This is a genomic window from Streptomyces sp. NPDC127197 (assembly GCF_042672405.1).
In the GTDB taxonomy this organism is placed as follows: domain Bacteria; phylum Actinomycetota; class Actinomycetes; order Streptomycetales; family Streptomycetaceae; genus Streptomyces; species Streptomyces flavusporus.
The window spans coordinates 59216-78215 of record NZ_JBHXVG010000004.1; the positions used below are offsets into that span (position 1 = coordinate 59216).

General features: G+C 70.3%; 12 protein-coding genes. All 12 read right to left on the reverse strand.

The genetic code is table 11. The annotated features are described in order from the left end of the window. Positions 1-13 precede the first annotated feature (13 nt). On the reverse strand, positions 14-1255 hold the full coding sequence (locus ACFVJQ_RS07765; protein ID WP_385515376.1) for a condensation domain-containing protein: 1242 nt from the start codon (positions 1253-1255) through the stop codon (positions 14-16). Next, on the reverse strand, positions 1252-3900 hold the full coding sequence (locus ACFVJQ_RS07770) for an amino acid adenylation domain-containing protein (RefSeq protein WP_385515377.1): 2649 nt from the start codon (positions 3898-3900) through the stop codon (positions 1252-1254). The genes ACFVJQ_RS07765 and ACFVJQ_RS07770 overlap by 4 nt, the downstream gene beginning before the upstream one ends. Then, complete coding sequence (locus ACFVJQ_RS07775) at positions 3897-4952, reverse strand: class I SAM-dependent methyltransferase (protein WP_385515378.1); 1056 nt, start codon at positions 4950-4952, stop codon at positions 3897-3899. The genes ACFVJQ_RS07770 and ACFVJQ_RS07775 overlap by 4 nt, the downstream gene beginning before the upstream one ends. Before the next feature lie 64 nt (positions 4953-5016). Further along, positions 5017-5952 carry a fatty acid desaturase family protein gene (locus tag ACFVJQ_RS07780; RefSeq protein ID WP_385515379.1) on the reverse strand — a complete coding sequence of 312 codons (936 nt, stop codon included), beginning with the start codon at positions 5950-5952 and terminating at the stop codon, positions 5017-5019. Between the two features lie 42 nt (positions 5953-5994). Then, the gene (locus tag ACFVJQ_RS07785) at positions 5995-6219 is read right to left on the reverse strand and encodes an MbtH family protein (protein ID WP_385515380.1); all 225 of its coding nucleotides are present in this window, start codon (positions 6217-6219) and stop codon (positions 5995-5997) included. A 115-nt stretch (positions 6220-6334) separates the two neighbouring features. Next, positions 6335-7840: an AMP-binding protein gene (locus ACFVJQ_RS07790; RefSeq protein ID WP_385515381.1), complete on the reverse strand. Its 1506-nt coding sequence runs from the start codon at positions 7838-7840 to the stop codon at positions 6335-6337. Between the two features lie 5 nt (positions 7841-7845). Further along, the gene (locus ACFVJQ_RS07795) at positions 7846-9150 is read right to left on the reverse strand and encodes an MFS transporter (protein ID WP_385781740.1); all 1305 of its coding nucleotides are present in this window, start codon (positions 9148-9150) and stop codon (positions 7846-7848) included. Between the two features lie 55 nt (positions 9151-9205). Beyond that, on the reverse strand, positions 9206-10438 hold the full coding sequence (locus ACFVJQ_RS07800; RefSeq protein WP_385781743.1) for a cytochrome P450: 1233 nt from the start codon (positions 10436-10438) through the stop codon (positions 9206-9208). A 2-nt stretch (positions 10439-10440) separates the two neighbouring features. Continuing rightward, positions 10441-11199, reverse strand: a complete 759-nt coding sequence (locus ACFVJQ_RS07805) for an aspartyl/asparaginyl beta-hydroxylase domain-containing protein (protein ID WP_385515384.1) — start codon at positions 11197-11199, stop codon at positions 10441-10443. Next, positions 11196-12566: a condensation domain-containing protein gene (locus tag ACFVJQ_RS07810; RefSeq protein ID WP_385515385.1), complete on the reverse strand. Its 1371-nt coding sequence runs from the start codon at positions 12564-12566 to the stop codon at positions 11196-11198. Before ACFVJQ_RS07810 ends, ACFVJQ_RS07805 begins: the two co-directional genes overlap by 4 nt. A gap of 6 nt (positions 12567-12572) precedes the next feature. Further along, on the reverse strand, positions 12573-15800 hold the full coding sequence (locus ACFVJQ_RS07815; RefSeq protein WP_385515386.1) for an amino acid adenylation domain-containing protein: 3228 nt from the start codon (positions 15798-15800) through the stop codon (positions 12573-12575). A 5-nt stretch (positions 15801-15805) separates the two neighbouring features. Then, positions 15806-18997, reverse strand: coding sequence for an amino acid adenylation domain-containing protein (locus tag ACFVJQ_RS07820; protein ID WP_385781748.1), 3192 nt, complete (start codon positions 18995-18997; stop codon positions 15806-15808). Between the last annotated feature and the right edge of the window lie 3 nt (positions 18998-19000).

Here is a 19000-nt window from a genome sequence, read left to right on the forward strand (position 1 = left end):
GTGGTGCGGTGGATCAGGGGCGGAGCAGTCGGCTGAGGGCCGACCGGAACGCGGAGGCGCACTGCGCCGCCTGTCCGGCGTCGAAGGCGTCGGCCGAGGCGCGCAGCACGCCCTGGATGTTGCCGACCGCGCCCCAGGAGAACTCCCAATGCGCCGGGAAAATGGCCCATTTGGGTTCGATGGGGATCCAGGTGCTGCGGGCTCCGCGCAGCTTGAGGCGGGGGAGCTCGTTGTCGACGTTCACCACGTGCAGGAACAGCGGCGTCGTGCCCGGCCTGCGGCGTCCTCCCGCTCCCCGGAGGATGCGGGAGTAGGGGACCTCTTTGTGGGCGAGCGCGTCCTGCACGGCGTCGTGGTGCGCCCGTACGAGGGTGTCGACCGGGGCCTGCGGCCGCCAAGTCGCCCGTATCGGAAGGGTGTTGAGCAGGGGGCCCATGACCTCCTGCAGCGCCTGGGTGTCCCTGAGGGCGGCGGGGAGACCGATCACGTTCTCGCCACCGGGCTCCTCGGCAGCCGTGCCCAGGCTGACGGCCGTCAGGAGCACGGATGCGGGTGACACCCGGACGGCGCGCGCCAGTTCACGTACGCCTCGTGTGTCGGCGGCGTCCAGCGCCAGTGGAACCGGGATGACGCGACAGCGGTCCTCGTCCCCCGGCGGGTCGGTCCGTGGGTGCGGCCGGGGCGGTACGTCGCTGAGCTGCCTGGACCACCAGGTGGTGTCCCAGGTCTCGCGCTGTTCCCGCTCCGCGTGGTCGAAGAAGTCGGGCGCCGCCGGTGCGGTGTCCGGTTCCCGGCCGCCGACGAGCCGGTTGTAGGCCGTGGCCAGCTCCCGCAGCAGGAGTACGAGCGACCAGCTGTCCCCGGCGACGTGGTGCACTCCGAGCCCGAGGTGGTGTTCTTCCGAGGACACCGACACGAGCCTTGCCCGTACCGGGGTCGAGGTCCGCACGTCGAGCGGGTCCTCCCACGCCCGGGCCACGACTGCGGCCGCCTCGGCCGCCGACGTGGCCGTGCCGCGCAGGAGGGCCGCCCCGGCGGGGACGGCGGGCGTCGCCTCGGCGCCTTCGTAGAGGCAGTGGAGCACCGGGTGCCGACCGACGACGTGGGCCAGCGCCGAGGCGAGCGCGTCGGCGTCGAGGGCGCCGTCGATCCTGAAGTACAGCGGCATGTTGTACAGCGGACGGTCCTCGAAGGCCTCGTGCGCCAGCATCGACTGCTGCATGTCCGACAGGGTTCTGCGCGCGGTCGCCGTCACGTCCGGGCTCCTCCCGGCAGTGCGGCGTCCCGGCCGAGTGCCGTGGCGCACCACTCGCCGAAGGTCCTGGCGCGCAGGCACTCCCCGGGCGAGGTCTCGACGCCGAGGTCCGCCCGTACACGGGCGCTGATGCGCAGCGCCATCAGGGAGTGGCCGCCCAGGGCGATGAAATCGTCGTCGTCCGCGACCGCGTCGACGCCGAGGGCCTGCCGCCAGATCTCGCGCAGCTTCTCCTCCGCGCTCCGGTCGGCTCCCGCGTCCGGGGCGGCGCGGTGCCGTGGCGGTTCGGGCAGGTCCCCCAGCGACGCCTTGCCGTTGGGCAGGCGCGGCAGGTCCTCCACGAAGATGATGTGCTCGGGCCGCATGGCGGGTGGCAGCGCGTCCGCCGTGAACGTGCGGAGCGCCCTCGCCGTCAGCAGCGGCTCCACCGGGGCCGGGAGGCCGGGCGGGGTGGTCCGCGCGGTGTCCGCCTCGGGACGTACCGCGTACACGTAGGTGACGTCGGCGTCGGTGCCCAGGCTCCAGTCGTCCACCTCGTTCACCGTGTAACCGGCCTCGCTCAGCAGGGACTTGACCTGGTCGCCGACGATGCTGCTGCGCTCGACCTCCAGGCACACCTGGCGCACCCTGGCCCAGTGCTCGGGGCGGACGCTGTGCAGGACGTCGAGCTCCGCACCCTCCGTGTTGATCTTCAACAGGTCTACGCGGTCCAGCTCGAACCGGTCGAGGAGGCTGGACAGGTCGGTCGTCTCCACGACGTGCGAGGTGAAGTCGAGGCGGCTCTCGGCCTGCTCGCGCAGCGAGGCCGTCTCCTCCGGGGTGAGTTCGCCGTCGACCGCCGCGGTCTTGCGGTAGTACGAGTCGACGAGCGCGGCGGCTGCGAGTTCCCGGGCCTCGCCCAGGCCGGACAGGTAGGAGAGCTGGGGGAAGGACGTCAGTTCATCGGTGCCGACGGAGCGGGTCACCGCCATGGGGACGATGTCGGCGCGGACGTCGTGGACGTCCAGGTTGGCGCGCAGGTAGGGCAGGACGTCGGGGTTGGGCTCGACGGAGACCAGCCGTACGCCGGACGCCTGTCGGTGGGCCCACAGGGAGAACAGGCCGATGTTCGCGCCGACGTCGACGACGACCGCGTCGTCGGTCAGGTGGACGCCGAAGCGCGCGTACTCGTCCTCCTCGAAGATCTGCCGGTAGAGGAAGAGCGCCTCCTCGGGTGAGGCGGCGGTGACGGCGAGGCCGTTGGGCAGCTGGGTTCGGTGCAGGCCGTCCACGACCGGGGAGTTGCGGCGCTTGGCGGCGACGTAGGCCACCAGGCTCGTCTCCCCGTCGTCGTCGCGCGCCGCGACCACGGCGGCGTCGTGGACCAGCGGGTGGCGGCGCAGCACCGCGCCGACCTCGGCGGGCTCGACGCGGACACCGCGGATCTTCACCTGGTCGTCGACGCGGCCGCGGAACTCCAGGTAGCCGGCCGGGGCGCGGCACACCAGGTCGCCGGTGCGGTAGATGCGTGCGCCGGGCGTGCCGGACGGGTCGTCTCGGAAGCGCTCCCGGGTCTGCGCCTCGTCGTCCAGATAGCCGACCCCGACCTGGCAGCCGCCTACCCACAGCTCGCCGGTCATCCCGTCGGCGACCGGTTCCATGTCCTTGGTGAGCACGTGGAGTTCGGCGCCGTCGATGGCCCAGCCGATGGGCGCGATGTCCCCGTCGTACGGCTCCGCGGTGTCCCAGTAGGTGACGCTGAGAGAGGTCTCGGTGGGGCCGTACTGGTTGAACAGCTCGGTGGCCGGCAGAGCGGCCCGGAAGCGGCGCACCATCTCCATGTCGAGGGCTTCACCGCCGCAGTAGACGCGCCGCAGGTCCTGGCAGAACTCCAGGTCCGTCTCGTCGAGGACGTAGCGCAGCATCGAGGGCACGAAGTGGGCGGTGGTGATCCGCTCGTCCTGGATCAGCTCGACCAGGCCGCGGCTGTCGAACTGCAGGCCGGGCGGGGCGATCACCAGGGTGCCGCCCGCCGTCAGAGGCGAGAGGATCTCGTGCAGCGAGGCGTCGAAGGCGATCGACGCCTTGTGCAGTACGCGGTCGGAGGCGTCGATCCCGTAGCGTCGCTGGCCCCATTCGAGGCGGTTGCAGACCCCGGCGTGGTGGAGGACGACGCCCTTGGGCTTGCCGGTGGAGCCGGAGGTGAACAGGATCAGGGCAGGGCTCGAGGGGTCCGGTACCTCGGCGCGCCGGGGTGCCGGTTCATCGGTGTCCGGGTCGGCGGCGGTCGCGTCGACCCACCGGTCGGGCCGCAGCAGTTCGTCCTCGTGACGGCAGCCGCGGCCGCGCAGCACCACCCGCGGGTCGGCGGCCTCGATGATCTGGTCGACGCGCTCGGCCGGGTACTCCGCGTCGATGGGCACGGCCACGGCGCCCGCGTGGAGAGTGGCGAGGAGCGCGGTCACGTAGTCCGCGGAGCGATGGAAGAAGAGCCCGACCCGGTCGCCGGGGGCGACCCCGGAACGGTTCAGCAGGGACGCCGTCACGTGGATGCGCCGCCACAACTCGTCGTAGGAGAGGACACCGTCGACGCTGACGACGGCTGGGGCGGTGCCGTTCGGGTGCTCGGGAGGCTGGACCAGGTTGAGCAGGTGGGAGGTGCTCATGCGGAGGGGACCGCCTTCTCTGCGACGGCCACGATCGCCACGCGCGGCAGCTCGGCCGCGAATCCGGCCTCGCTGCGGTGGACGACGGGGGCCTTGGGGACGTCGAGCGGCTCGGGCAGACCGGCCAGGTACGCGGAGTGGTCGAAGACCGTCTCCAGCAGGGCCCAGGAGGCGTCGGGGCCCTCGCGGTGGAACAGCTCCGAGACGCCGTACATGGCGCCCACGTACGCGCACAGCCCGCGGCGCGCCTCGTCCTCGGTGGCGCCGTGCACCACCAGCGGGTCGTACAGGTCGACGACGCGGGCGCTCGCGCCTGCGCCGGCGAACAGGCCGTGCAGCGACTCCCGGGTGAAGTGCGGGTAGTCGTGGCCTGCGGCCGAATGGTGGTGGACCACATCCGTGAAGAAGCGGGCCATGGGGCTGGCGTCGTCGAAGTCATGCAGTACGACGCGTCCGCCGGGCCGGGTCACGCGCAGCGCCTCGCGCACAGCCTTCGGGCGGTCCTGCGAGGCGATGTGGTGGGTGCCGTAGGCGAGCAGGACGGCGTCCACCGACGCGTCACGCAGGAAGAGGAAGTCGGCGGCCTGGCGGACGGAGGGCAGGCCCTGGGCGAGGGCCTGGTCGACCATCTGTCCCGAGATGTCGCCGGTCACGAGGGTGGGCCGGGGATCGGCGGACCCGCCGTGGGTGCGCAGCGCCCTGGTGAGCAGGCCGTCGCCGCCGAGCACGTCGAGGACGACCCCCTCGGACGTGGCGTCGGGCATGCACAGGCGCAGCAGTTGGCGCGCGCCCGTCCAGCGGACGCCGCAGTCGCGCTGGGCGCTGCGGTAGGAGTCGCCGCGTCCCGTCTCGTCGGTGTCGAACTCGGTGACGGTCGCGGCCAGCGCGTCGAGGGCGCCGCGGGTTCCGGGCCGCTCGTAGTCGAGCAGCGCGCTCAGGAGCGGGTGCTGGTCCCGCACGCGCAGCGCGTACTCCTCCAGCGTCGCCGTGGGCAGGTATGGGACGGACCTCAGGGCGTCCGCAAGGGCACCCGGGCCGGATACCGCTAGCATGCGCTCTCCTCAGTGGTGTGGGGTGTGGGCACGCGTGGTGCGCCGACTCGTGTGCGGACCGCGGTCAGCTGCCGCTGGGCCGGCGCAGGACCTCGCGGACCACCTGGCGGTAGAAGGTCCAGTAGCTGTGATCCACGTACTTGGCGAACTGCCGGACTTCCTCGTGCCGTTCGGGCAGGCGGTTGATCGGCACGGTCATCGCCGCGTGGTGTTCGATGTGCAGGTTGTTTCCGTTGGTGAACCACCGGCTGAACCAACTCCCGCTGATGGAGCGGGTGTTCCTGAGCACATCGGTGCTGTCGGTGTCGCAGCGCACGTGCTCGGGCAGCTCCACGAGGAAGTGCAGAGGCGTCGCCACGAGCAGGAGGGGCGCCACCCACAGGTACAGGACCAGTCCGCCGAACCCGGCGAGCGCAGCGGCCACCGCGACCAGGACGGTCACGGACATCAGCCGGTACTCAGCCATGCTGTCCTTGCGGATCCGTCCGGCCACCTGCCCGTCCTCGTACTGCCAGGTGCCCCGCCAGCTGTGCCAGACCTCACCGGCCACGGTGGCGAACCGGGGGTAGTCGAACATGCCCCGCAGCACGGCGCCGAGGGTGAGCGGCTTGCGGGTGTCGAACCCGAAGAACTCGCTGTCGCGGTCGGTGCCGAGGTAGCGGTGGTGCTGAAGGTGGCGGACCCGGTAGTGGCTGTAGGAGACGAACATCGGCAGGCCCAGGACGATGCCCACCCGCCGGTTGGCCGCGGAGGACAGGAACGCGGAGTGGTGCAGGCACTGATGCTGGAGTTCCACCATGTGCGTGTAGAGCAGGCCCAGGACGACGACTCCGGCAGTCACGGACAGCGGGTGGCCGGCCAGGACCATTCCCGTACCTGTTGCACCCAGCGCGAGCGCGATGCCGAGTTTGGCCACAAAGGCCCACTGGTCGCGCGAAGAAACCCGGGTGCGCGTGAATATGAGTCGAGGCGCGGAGAGTTCCGCGGATTCGGACACCATGAACTCCTGAGGGAATAGGGACGCCGTCCGGGCGTTGACGCGTCAGACGGCGTCCGCGGGGGCCGGCTCGGCCGGCACGAGGCTGGCGGGGCGCAGGTCCGTCCAGTTCCGCTCGATGTACGCCATGCAGTTCTGCCTGCTGTCCGGGCCGGACACGGTCCGCCAACCGGCGGGAACCTCACGCCAATCGGGCCACAGCGAGTGCTGGTTCTCGTCGTTCACCACGACAAGGAACTTTCCGTCTTCGTCGTCAAACGGATTCGCCACGTCACACTCTTTCCGCGTCGGGGAATTCATTCAGAAGAATGGATTCGGTATGCGCGAGCGTAATGACGACGGGGAATGGCTGAGGGCACAACCACCGGTAGCTGAGGGGCAGTTTTCAGGTCCGGGCGAGCAGGTGGGAGCAGGCCGCCCGGTCGATCTTGCCGCTGGCGTTGAGTGGCAGGCTCTCCTGCCGCACGATCTGCTTGGGGATCATGTACGAGGGCACGCGGGACCGCATGCGGCGCCGGAGTTCCGCCACCGCGACTTCCTGCCCGCTGTACACGGCGACGAGTTGGGAGGCGCCGTCGGGGGCGCCGTGCACCAGCGCCACGACGTCGCGCAGTCCACCCCAAGTGCGCAGGGCGGCCTCGATCTCACCGAGCTCCACCCGCTGGCCCAGGATCTTGACCTGGTGGTCGAGGCGGCCCAGGTGGACGAGTTGGCCGTCCTGCGTGGCGACCCGGTCTCCAGTGCGGTACCACGCCTCGGGTCCAGGGACCGGTCCGGTGGCCTCCGCGAAACGGCCGGCGTTGTCCCCCGGATCGAGGTAGCCGTGGAAGCGCTGCGGGCCACGTACCTGTAGTTCACCGGTGTCCGGGGCGATGCGGTGGTCGAGGTGCGGGTACACGCTGCCGATGGGGACGGTGCCGTTGGACGTCACCGGCCAGTCGGCGGGCTTCGCCGGCAGCCGGTACGCCGTCACCGTCACCGTCAGTTCCGTCGGCCCGTACAGGTTCTCCAGCGTGCTGTGCGGTGCGGCCGCCGCCCAGGCGGCGGCGTGGTCGAGAGTGAGTTGCTCACCGGCGAACAGGCTCCAGCGCAGCGAGGGCATACTGCCCGGCTCCAGGGTTCCGGTCCCCCGGGCGAGCGAGATGATCGACGGCACCGAGTACCAGTGCGTGATGCCCCGCTCCGCGACGAAGGTCACCGGGTCGACCAGGTCCTCCCGGCTCGGCACCACGAGCGTGGCGCCGCCTCCCCAGGCGACGAACAGGTCGAAGACCGAGGGATCGAAGGTCAGGCCGAAGGTCTGGGAGAGCCGGCAGCCGGGGCCGACCTCGTAGCGCTCGATGTTGTACCGCAGGAACGCGTCCACGTTCGCGTGCCGGATCGGCACCCCCTTGGGCGTCCCGGTGGACCCCGAGGTGAACAGGATGTACGCCACGTCGTCCGGTGCCGGGCGCGGTCCGGTCTCCTCGCTCGCGGGCTCCCCACGCAGCTCCTCGGGAGCGAGCGGCACGACCGGCACACCTGCCGCCCGCGCGAACGACGTGTCGAGGTCGGCGTCGGCCACCACGGCGTCCACGCCGGCCAGTTCGAGGGTTCTGCAGTGCCGTTCGCCGGGGTGGTCCGGGTGGAGCGGGACGACGGCGCCACCCGCGTACAGGACCGCGAGATAGCCCACGTAGGTCGCGGCGCTGCGCGCGGCGGGCAGGGCGACCCGCGGCGGCCGCGGACCGGTGCGGGGGATGCGGCGGGCGGTCGCCCGGGCCGCCGCGTCCAGCTCCGCGTAGGTCAGTTCGGTGTCCTCGACGACGAGGGCGGGCCGGTCCGGCACCCGGGCCACACTGTCCGTGAACCAGTCGAGCAGGGTCTTGTGGTCCGAGGTCCGGTGGTTCACCTTGATCACGCTCCTGCGGTCTCGGGGACGTCACGGACCTCGGGAAGGTCACGCATCGTCCGCAGCGGGGAGAAGAAGACCCACAGGGCGGCGCTCCAGGTGCCGAGGACGCAGATCCACAGCGCGGCCCTCAGGCCGAGCCAGCTGGCGAGGGCTCCGCCGGTCAGGGAGCCCAGCGGGATGGCTCCGTAGCAGATCCACAGGAAGGAGGCGTTGACCCTGCCGAGCAGGTTGGCCGGGGTGACGCGCTGCTGGTACGAGGTGGCGGCGACGTTGTACAGCACGACGTTGGCGGAGAAAGCGGCAAGGCCGATGCCGTACAGCAGGACGCCCCAGCCGGGCTGTGCCAGCGGCATGCACAGGTACAGCGGGCCGGGCGCTGCCATGGCCACCCAGATGATGCGGGCGGTGCCCACCCGCTCCGAGATGAATTTGGTCAGGGCGCCGATCAGCAGGCCACCGATGGCGCTGATGCTGAACACGAGACCGACGAGCCACGACGCGGCGTCCAACTCCCTCACCATGAAGGTGACTTCGATGGACCCGGAGGCCATGACGAAGAAGTTGGACGTCGTACTGCACAGGAGCAGGCTGCGCAGGATCGGCTGTCGGCGGACGAAGACGAGCCCCTCCGTCAGCTCGGTGCGCAGCGGCACCCGCTCCTCGGCGGTCTTGACCTCCCGGTCGGCGGACTCCTCTCGGATCAGCCACAGCGTGACGGCGCTGAGCAGGTAGGCGAGGGCGTTGCTGAAGAAGGTCTTGGCGGCGCCGACGAACCCGATGAGCACACCGCCGATCGAAGGGCCGACCAGCTCGCCGAAGTCCTGGCTCATGGTGAGCTTGGCGTTTCCGTCGACGAGTTGGTGTTCTTCCAGCAGGCGCGGCAGCTTCGCCCGGTAGGCCACGTTGAACAGGACCGTCAGTACGCCGGAGATCCCGACGACGGCGTACAGGTATCCCAGACTCAGCGCCCCGGCGATCGAGGCGACGGGCAGCGACAGCATCAGCGCCATGCGACCCAGGTCGCAGGCGATCATCAGCTTGCGCTGGTCGACCCGGTCGGCGAGCAGCCCGGCCGGCAGCGAGATGAGCAGGTACGGCAGCCAGGCCAGGGTGGTCAGGAGCGAGATCTGGAAGACGCTCGCGTCGAGTGTCTCGGCGGCGAGCAGCGGGACCGCGACGCTGGATATCCGTGAGCCCAGCTCGGCGACGGTCTGCCCGCCCCACAGCAGCAGGAAGTTCCTGCTGTGCCACACCGTGGGGCGATCGGCCTGCTCGGGCCGGTCGCCCGTCACCGGTTGTTGCGTCACTGTTCCACCCATCTGTTCGTACGAGCTCTGGTGTCCACGCCGTGTGGCAGCCGGTTCAGGCAGGGCTGAGCCGCAGCCGCAGGTTCTTGAAGCCGCTGATGACCGTCGAGGCCAGCCGTGCCGGGGGCTGCAGCATCTCCGCGGCCCCCACGCGGTCGCACAGCTCGTCGAGGAAGACACGCAGTTCCATGGTCGCGAGCGACGCCCCCAGACAGTAATGCGAACCGGCGCCAAGTCCCAGGTGGGGGTTGGGGTTGCGGGTCACGTCGAAGCGGTCCGGGTCCGTGAAGACTCGTTTGTCGCGGTTGGCCGAGAAGTGCCAGACCGCGACGTCCTGCCCCGCTTCGATGCGCTGTCCGCCGAGCTCCACGTCCTGCACTGCATGGCGCAGGACGTGCTTGCTGGGCGAGACCCAGCGCAGCACCTCGCCCACCGCCGGGGTGAGCAGGGAACGGTCGGAGCGCAGCAGCTGCCACTGGTCGGGGAATTCCATGAGGCCGAGCAGGGCTCCGACCGCGCCGTGTCGGGTGGTCTCGTTGCCGCCGAGCAGCAGCAGGTCGAAGAAGAGCATCGCGTCCTCTTCGGTCAGCACCCCCGCGCGCTGCGCCTCGACCAGGCTCGTGACGATGTCGTCCTGCGGCTCCTCGGCGCGCTGACACATCAAGTCCTGGCAGTACAGGAGCAGTTGGGCGTGGGCCTGGGCGGCGCTGGCGCGGGCGCTGGGCGACGTCTGCACGTCCTGGTCGGCCGAGCCGAAGGCAGCCGTGGTCAGGGTGAGCAGCGGCTCCCAGTCGTCCTGCGGGACGCCGAGCAGCGCGGCGATGGACGCCACGGGAAGCAGCGCGACGACGTCCACCAGGTCGCACTCGCCCGCGTCGAGCGCGCGGTCGAGGGCCTGGCCGATGACGGAGCGCAGATACGGTTCGAGCGCGGCGACGGCCCGCGGGGTGAAGGACTTGTTGACGATCTGCCGCAGCTCGGTGTGGCGGGGGGCGTCGGTGTGCGTGAGCATGCGTCCCGCGCCCTCGTCGCCGTGCCAGCGCTGCTGGCCGAGTGTGTTGGTGACGGCTGAGCTGAAGGACTTCGTGTTCTTGAGGACCGTTTGGCAGTCGTCGTACCGGGTGACCGACCAGAAGCCCGGTTCGACGCCGTTGGGGTTCCAGTGCACGGGGTCGTGCTCGCGCAGATACCGGAAGATCCGGTGGTAGTCGGCCTCGGCGAACATCTGCGGATCGGCCAGGTCGGTGCGGAGCAGCGCGCTCCGTGCGAGGTCGGAGGTGGTGGTCATGGTCAGCCCGCCATCATCTTCTGGATTTCCTTCATGAGCGCGGTCAGCGCCACCCGCTCGGCGCGCGTCGTCTCGGGGTGCCACAGGTCGGCGAGCAGACAGGTACGGGTACGCGTGTCGTTGCCGTTCCACGCCTCGTGCTCGAAGGAGTAGTCGAACAGCAGGCACTTGCCCTCGTCCCAGCTACGCGCCTCGTCGGCGACCCGCAGACCTGCGCCCTCAGGGATGTCGATGGCCAGGTGCAGATTGATGCTGAAGTTCCACAGGTCGCAGTGCGGCTTGATGGAGGCACCCGGCAGCAGCGTCGAGAAATGCGACTCGAGCAGGGGGCAGATCACGTCCGTGTCGACGGCGTGTTCCTTCAGCACGCGGTACGCGGTGGGCGCGACGGGCTGCGACTCCTCGACCAGGGCGCCGTCGCGGTAGAGGTAGAGGGCCTGCCAGTTCTGCTGGCGTACGAGGTAGTGCTCGTAGTCCGAGAAGCTGTCCCGCTTGCCCGCCCAGGCCTGCTCCTGTTCGGCCTTGATCTGCGCGTGGTGGGACTCCAACGCGGTGATGAGCGGCAGGAGTTCGGGGTAGGCGTACGGGTCGTGCCACGGTGTCTGGGATATCCCGGGCAGCACCCACTTGGCGTCCTGCTGGAGGGGGTGGCGTGCCTCGCTGCGCCGGCGCGGTTCGAGCATCTCCTCGACGCGGTCGAGCGCGTCGCTGCCGTGTTCCGCCTTGATGGCCGCGAAGAGGTCGTCGATCTCGGGTGTCACTGCTCTCCCCTGGGCTCGGTGTGGGTGTGGAGGTGGCGTACGAGGGTGTCGGGGGCCGCGACGACTGCGTCCAGGAGCCGGATGAGCCCGTCCCTCAGCCCCTCGGCCGTTCGCTGGTCGAACAGGTCGGTGGCGTAGGTGAGATGGGCCGTGAGGCGTCCCGGCACCTCGACGAAGTCCCAGGCGAGGTCGTAGCGAAGGGCGGTCGTCGCGACGGGTTCGAGTGCGCACCTCAGGCCGGAGAGCCGGACCGGCAGCTCCGTCTCGTCACCGTTGTGGAGCTTGACCACGGTCTGGAACAGCGGATGGCGCGCGCGGGTCCGGGCCGGGGCGAGGTGCTCGGCCAGCCGCTCGAAAGGCAGGTCCTGATGGTCGTACGCGGACAGGCACACGTCCCGTACGCGCTCGACGAGGTCACGGAACGTCGGGTCGCCCGAGACGTCGACGCGCAGGACGAGGGTGTTGACGAAGAATCCGACCAGGTCGTCGAGTGCCTCGTCGGTGCGGCCGGACATGTCGGTGCCGAGCGGGATGTCGGTGCCCGCGCCCAGGCGGTGCAGCAGCGCGGCCACCGCGGCCTGGAGCACCATCGACAGGGTCGCCCGGCCGCGCTGTCCCAGGTCGAGGAGTGCGGCGTGGACGTCCGGCGCGACGTCGAAGGTGATCTCGCGGCCCTCGTACGTGGCGACGGGGGGTCGGGGGCGGTCGTACGGCAGCGCGAGTTCCTCGGGGAGGTTCTTCAACGTCGCATACCAGTAGGCCAGTTGACGGCCGCTGACGCTCTTCGGGTCGTTCTCGTCTCCCAGCAGCTCACGCTGCCACAGCGTGTAGTCCACGTACTGCACGGGCAGCGGCTTCCACTCGGGGACACCACCCGCCGTCCGCGCGTTGTACGCCGCCTCCAGATCCCGCAGCAACGGGCCCATCGACCAGCCGTCGTGCACCGCGTGGTGCATGACCAGGACGAGGGCGTGCTCATCGGCCGCGAGCCGGATCAGCCAGGTGCGCAGCAGTACGTCGCCGTCGAGGTCGAAGGGCCGGTCGAGCGCCTCGGCCAGGGCCGGGTCGAGGGCCGCGCCGTCCCTCAGCAGGTCCTCGAAACGGCTCGTGCCGCACGTCAGTGGCATGAGCACAAAACCGGCGGTGTCCTCGGGCAGGATCTCCTGCCGCGGCCCGTCGTCCGTGTCCCGCAGGACCGTCCGCAGGACCTCGTGCCGGCCGAGGACGTCGACGAGGGCGCGCTCCAGAGCCGTGACGTCCAGCGCACCGGTCAGGCGCAGGACGACGTGGACGTTGTAGGCGGCGTGCGGGCCCTCCTGCTGGTGGAAGGCCCACAGGCGTCGCTGGGAGTGGGAGAGCGGGAGCATGCGCCCTCACCCCTGCCTGTCGCGGCGCACGAGGCGCGGGCGAGCGGCCGTGGCGGACTCGTGCCGCTCGACGGCCTCGGCAAGGGCGGCCACCGTGGGGGTGTCGAAGAGCTGGCGGAGGCTGAGGTCGGTGCCGAGGGTGGTGCGGATGCGGTTGACCAGACGGGTCGCGAGCAGCGAATGACCGCCCAACTCGAAGAAGTTGTCGTCCAACGACACCGACTCCACCCGCAGAATCTCCGCGAACAGCGCCGCAACCCCCTTCTCCCGCTCCGAACGCGGCTCACGCCCCGCCGACAAAGACCCGTAATCCGGAACCGGCAACGCCCGACGATCCAACTTCCCGTTCCGCGTCAACGGCAACGCACCCAACACCACGAACGCCGACGGCACCATGTAATCCGGCAACACCCGCCCCACCTCACCGCGCAGCACACCCACATCCACCGGCACCCCCACCGCCGGCACCACATACGCCACCAACCGCTTGTCCCCCACCACATCCTCACGCACCACCACAGCGACCCCGCGGACCAGGCCGGTCGCCTGGAGCGCGTGCTCGATCTCGCCGAGTTCGATGCGCTGGCCGCGGATCTTGACCTGGTGGTCGCGGCGGCCGAGGAACTCCAACTGGCCGTCCTCACGGCGACGGACGAGGTCGCCGGTGCGGTACATCCGGCGCCCCGGCTCCGGCGAGAAAGGGTCGGCGACGAACGTACTCGCCGTGCGCAGGGGATCGCCGAAGTAGCCGCGGCCCACCACGATGCCGCCGATGTACAGCTCGCCGACGACACCGGACGGTGTCAGCCGCAGCGCGTCGTCGAGCACGTACAGACGGCTGCCCCGCACGGCGCGCCCGATGGGCGTGCGGTAATCGGCGGGCAGGTCACCCGCGTCGATCACGGCGTGCGTGACGTCGTCCGAACACTCCGTGGGCCCATAGCAGTTGACGAGTGGAATGTGCGGATAGCGGGCGCCCCAGCGGTGGCACAGTGCCGCCGGGAGCGCCTCGCCGGTCACGGCGAGGCGGTCGAGGCGCAGCACGGGCGGCTGCGCGCCGTCGTCCCACTCGTCGACCGCGGCCTGCAGCAGACTGGGCACGACCTGGAGGACGTCGATGGCTTCGTCCGCGGCGAGCGCGAACAGGCCGCTCGGGTCGCGCACGACCTCGTCCGGCACAGCACGCACGGTGCCGCCGAAGACAAGGGGCACGAACATCTGCCAGACGGAAATGTCAAAGGTGAGGGGCGCGGTGGAGGCCACTGTGCAGGGGCCGTCGATACCGACGGCCTCGGCCTCGCACAACAGGTTGTTCATCATGCCGCGCCGGTGGACCATCGCCCCCTTTGGGCGTCCTGTGGAGCCCGAGGTGAAGATGACGTAGGCGAGGTCGTCGGGACCGCCCTTGGGCGGTACGAGACCATCGAGCGGGTCGGCCGGAGCGTCGGCCGGCAGGACGCGCAGGGCCTGATCGGTACCGGTGGCTTCGGCAGCCAGCTGCTGTGCCGCTTCCAGGTGCGCCGTGTCCGCCAGGACCAGTGAGCAGCCGGCGTCGCGCAGCAGGCCGAGGGTGCGGGCGGGCGGCGCCTTGGGGTCGAGCGGCAGGTACACGCCGCCCGCGGTGGTGATCCCGAGGATCGCGGTGACGGCCTGTGCCCCGCGGTGGGCGAGGACGGCGACAACGGTCCCGACCTGTACGCCCGTTGAGGCCAGTGTGCGCGCAAGGCCGCTGGAACGTCCGACGAGTTCGGCGTAGCCGACCGGGCCGTATTCGTCGATCACGGCCGTGGCGCCGGGGTGTTCGGCCGCGTGCCGACGTACGCGGTCCACGACACTGGTCTCGATGCCCGCGTGGGCCGGCCGTGCCCCGTCGAGCAGTTCGCGTTCCTCGGCCGCGTCGAGCAGGCCGATGTCGCGTACGGGTGTCGCGGGCCGGGCGGCGACCGTGGCGAGCAGACGCAGCATCCACTCTCCGAGCCGCTCGGCCGTGGACCGGTCGAAGAGGTCGGTGGCGTAGCTGAGATGGCCGGTCAGGCCGGGATCGTCGCCCACGTCGGGGGCGGTCTCGACGAAGTCCCACGAGAGGTCGAACTTGGCGGTCGGAGTGCTGAGGACCTCCAGGGAGGTGTCGAGCCCGGTGAGCCGGAGCTGTGGCGTGCCGCCCTCGTGCAGTTCGACGTTGACCTGGAAAACGGGGTGACGCGAGCGGGTGCGGGTCGGGTTGAGGTCTTCGACCAGCCGCTCGAAGGGCAGGTCCTGGTGGGCGTAGGCGGCGAAGGAGAAGTCCCGGACCTGCTCCACGAGGTCGAGGAACGTCGGGTCGCCCGAGACGTCGACGCGCAGGACGAGGGTGTTGACGAAGAATCCGACCAGGTCGTCGAGTGCCTCGTCGGTGCGGCCGGCGATGGAGGTGCCGAGCGGGATGTCGGTGCCCGCCCCGAGACGGGACAGCAGGGCCGCGACAGCGGCCTGCACCACCATGAACAGCGTCGCCCGCGACTGCCGGGCCACATCGGCGAGCCCCGCATACACCGCGGGAGGAACGGGAAACTCGACGACACCGCCGCGATTGCTGGCCACGGGGGGTCTGGGGCGGTCGTAGGGCAGGTCCAGCTCTTCCGGCAGCCCGTCCAACGCCTCACGCCAGTAGGCGAGTTGGCTACTGACCACACTCTCCGGATCACTCTCGTCACCCAGCAACTCGCGCTGCCACAACGTGTAATCCGCATACTGCACCGGCAGCGGCTCCCACTCAGGAACGCCACCCGCCACCCGCGCGTTGTACGCCACCTCCAAGTCCCGCAACAACGGCCCCATCGACCAGCCGTCACACACCGTGTGATGCATCACCAGCACCAGGGCATGCTCCTCGGCCGACACCCGCACCAACGAAGCCCGCACCAACAGATCCACATCGAGATCGAACGGCAACTCCGCCAACTCACGCACCACCGCCTCGACATCACCCGAAACGGCATCCACCACCTTCACGACCACACCCGCATCGGCCACCGGCAACACCACCTGCCGCGGCTCACCCCCCACCTCACGGAACACCGTCCGCAACACCTGATGCCGCTCCACCACATCCACCAACGCCGACTCCACCACCGACGCCTCCAACACCCCACCCACACGCACCACCAACGGCACGTTGTAGGCAGGTCCTGGCTCGTCGAGGCGGTTGAGGAACCACATCCGCTGCTGGGCGTAGGACAACGGGAACATGCTCATCCGGCTCATCCCTCCGTCCGGCGGACGAGGCGGGGGCGCGCGGCGGCGGACCGCGGCTTGTCCTCCAGGCTCGCCGCGACACCGGCCACGGTCGGGTCGGCGAACAGCCGCATCAGGTTGACCTCGGTGCCGAGGGTGGTGCGGATGCGGTTGACCAGACGGGTCGCGAGCAGCGAATGACCGCCCAACTCGAAGAAGTTGTCGTCCAACGACACCGACTCCACCCGCAGAATCTCCGCGAACAGCGCCGCAACCCCCTTCTCCCGCTCCGAACGCGGCTCACGCCCCGCCGACAAAGACCCGTAATCCGGAACCGGCAACGCCCGACGATCCAACTTCCCGTTCCGCGTCAACGGCAACGCACCCAACACCACGAACGCCGACGGCACCATGTAATCCGGCAACACCCGCCCCACCTCACCGCGCAGCACACCCACATCCACCGGCACCCCCACCGCCGGCACCACATACGCCACCAACCGCTTGTCCCCCACCACATCCTCACGCACCACAACGGCGGCGTCGGCGACGGTCGGCTGGTCGGCGATCACTTTGTGGATCTCGCCGGGCTCGATGCGCAGGCCGCGCAGCTTCACCTGGTCGTCGGAGCGGCCGGCGTAGAGCAGATAGCCGTCCGCGGTCCAGCGACCCAGGTCTCCGCTGCGGTACATGCGGTTGCCGGGGGCGCCGAACGGGTCGGCGACGAAGCGTTCGGCGGTGAGGGCCGAGCGGCCGAGGTAGCCGCGGCCGAGGTTGGCGCCTGCCAGGTAGATCTCGCCGAGGACGCCCGGCGGGACAGGGTTGAGGTGCTCGTCGAGCACGTACACGCGGGTGTTGTGCACGGGCCGGCCGATGGTCGCCTGGGAGCTCTCGCTCAGTGCGCAGCCGGATGCCTCGACGCAGAACTCGCTGGGCCCGTAGTAGTTGAAGACGTGGGTGCTGTCGGCGGCGCGCAGCTCGCTCCACAGCGCCTCGGGGACCGCCTCGCCGCCGAGCATCAGGGTGTGCGGTGCGGTGCCGGGGGCGAGCAGGCCCTCCGTCAGCAGCTGCTGGGCGACGTTCGGGGTGACGTCGAGCTGGTCGATGCCGTGCTCGGCGATGTACCGCACCATGTGGGCCGGGTCGCGGCGGGTCTCCTCGTCGAGGAGGTGCAGCTCGTGCCCGGCGATCATGGCGAGCACGCCCTCCCACGAGGTGTCGAAGGCGAGCGAGGCCGACAGGACCACGCGTCGCCGGTCCTCGGGGGTCCGGGGCGGCGGGAACGTGACTCCGCTGTGGAAGGTCAGCAGGTTCGTGAGGGCGCGGTGCAGCACGGTCACGCCCTTGGGCGTGCCGGTCGAGCCGGAGGTGTAGATGACGTAGGCGGCGTGGTCCGGGCGCAGGGGTGAACGCCGGTCCGCGTCGGTCGGGTTGTGGTCCGGGGCGTCCGCGAGCGTGTGCTCGGTGACGAGTGGCGGCAGGGCGGACGTGCGGCCTATGCGCTCGACGAGGGCGTCGGTGGTGACCAGTACGGTGGGTTCGGCGTCCTTCAGGACGGTCCGGATACGCTCGGCCGGGAGCTGCGGGTCGATCGGGGTGTAGACGCCGCCCGCCTTGCAGGCGGCCAGCCAGGCGACGACGGCTTCGACGGTGCGGGGCAGAGCGACCGCCACCAGCGCGTCGGGGCCGACTCCGAGGCCGATGAGGTGGTGCGCGAAGCGGTTGACCCAGGTGTTCAACTGGGCGTAGGTGAGGCTCGTTTCACCACTGACCAGGGCGACCGCGTCCGGGTTCTGCTGGGCGCGCTGTTCGAAGACGGTGGTGACCGTCGCGTCGGGCAGTTCGCGCGCGGTGTCGGTCCACTGCGCGAGGAGCTCCCGCTCGCCGGGCGTGAGGATGTCGACGGCTGTCACGTCGCGGTCGGGGTCGGCGACCAGGTCGCCGAGGAAACGGACGAGGCGGTCCGCGAAGGCGGCGGCCGTGGTCTCGTCGAAGAGGTCGGTCGCGTACTCAAGGGTGCCGGTGATTCCCTGGCGGGTGCCCTCGGGGGCGATCCGCTCGTTCAGGACGACCGACAGATCGAACTTGGCGACCGCCATCTTGCGCTGTTCGACTTCGGTGGTGAGTCCGTCGAGGTCGAGGGTGAGCCCGCCGTCGAAGAGCTCCACGCCGACTTGGAAGAGGGGGTGGCGGGAGCGGACGCGGGTCGGGTTGATCTCCTCGACGATGCGCTCGAAGGGCACGTCCTGGTGGGCGTAGGCGGACAGACCGGCGTCCCGCACACGTTGGACGAGTTCGCGGAAGGTGGGGCGGCCGGAGACGTCGGTGCGCAGGACAAGGGTGTTGATGAAGCAGCCGACCAGGTCGTTGAGCGCCTTGTCGGTGCGGCCGGCGATGGAGGTGCCGAGCGGGATGTCGGTGCCCGCCCCGAGACGGGACAGCAGGGCCGCGACAGCGGCCTGCACCACCATGAACAGCGTCGCCCGCGACTGCCGGGCGATCTCGGTGAGTCCCGCGTGGACCTCAGGCGCGATGTCGAAGGTGATCTCGGCGCCGTGGTAAGTGGCGGCTGCGGGGCGAGGGCGATCGTAGGGCAGGTCCAGCTCTTCCGGCAGCCCGTCCAACGCCTCACGCCAGTAGGCGAGTTGGCTACTGACCACACTCTCCGGATCACTCTCGTCACCCAGCAGCTCGCGCTGCCACAACGTGTAATCCGCATACTGCACCGGCAGCGGCTCCCACTCAGGAACGCCACCCGCCGTCCGCGCGTTGTACGCCACCTCCAAGTCCCGCAACAACGGCCCCATCGACCAGCCGTCACACACCGTGTGATGCATCACCAGCACCAGGGCATGCTCCTCGGCCGACACCCGCACCAACGAAGCCCGCACCAACAGATCCACATCGAGATCGAACGGCAACTCCGCCAACTCACGCACCACCGCCTCGACATCACCCGAAACGGCATCCACCACCTTCACGACCACACCCGCATCGGCCACCGGCAACACCACCTGCCGCGGCTCACCCCCCACCTCACGGAACACCGTCCGCAACACCTGATGCCGCTCCACCACATCCACCAACGCCGACTCCACCACCGACGCCTCCAACACCCCACCCACACGCACCACCAACGGCACGTTGTAGGTCGGGGACGGTCCTTCGAGACGGTCGAAGAACCACATCCGCTGCTGTACGTGGGACAACGGGAACATGCT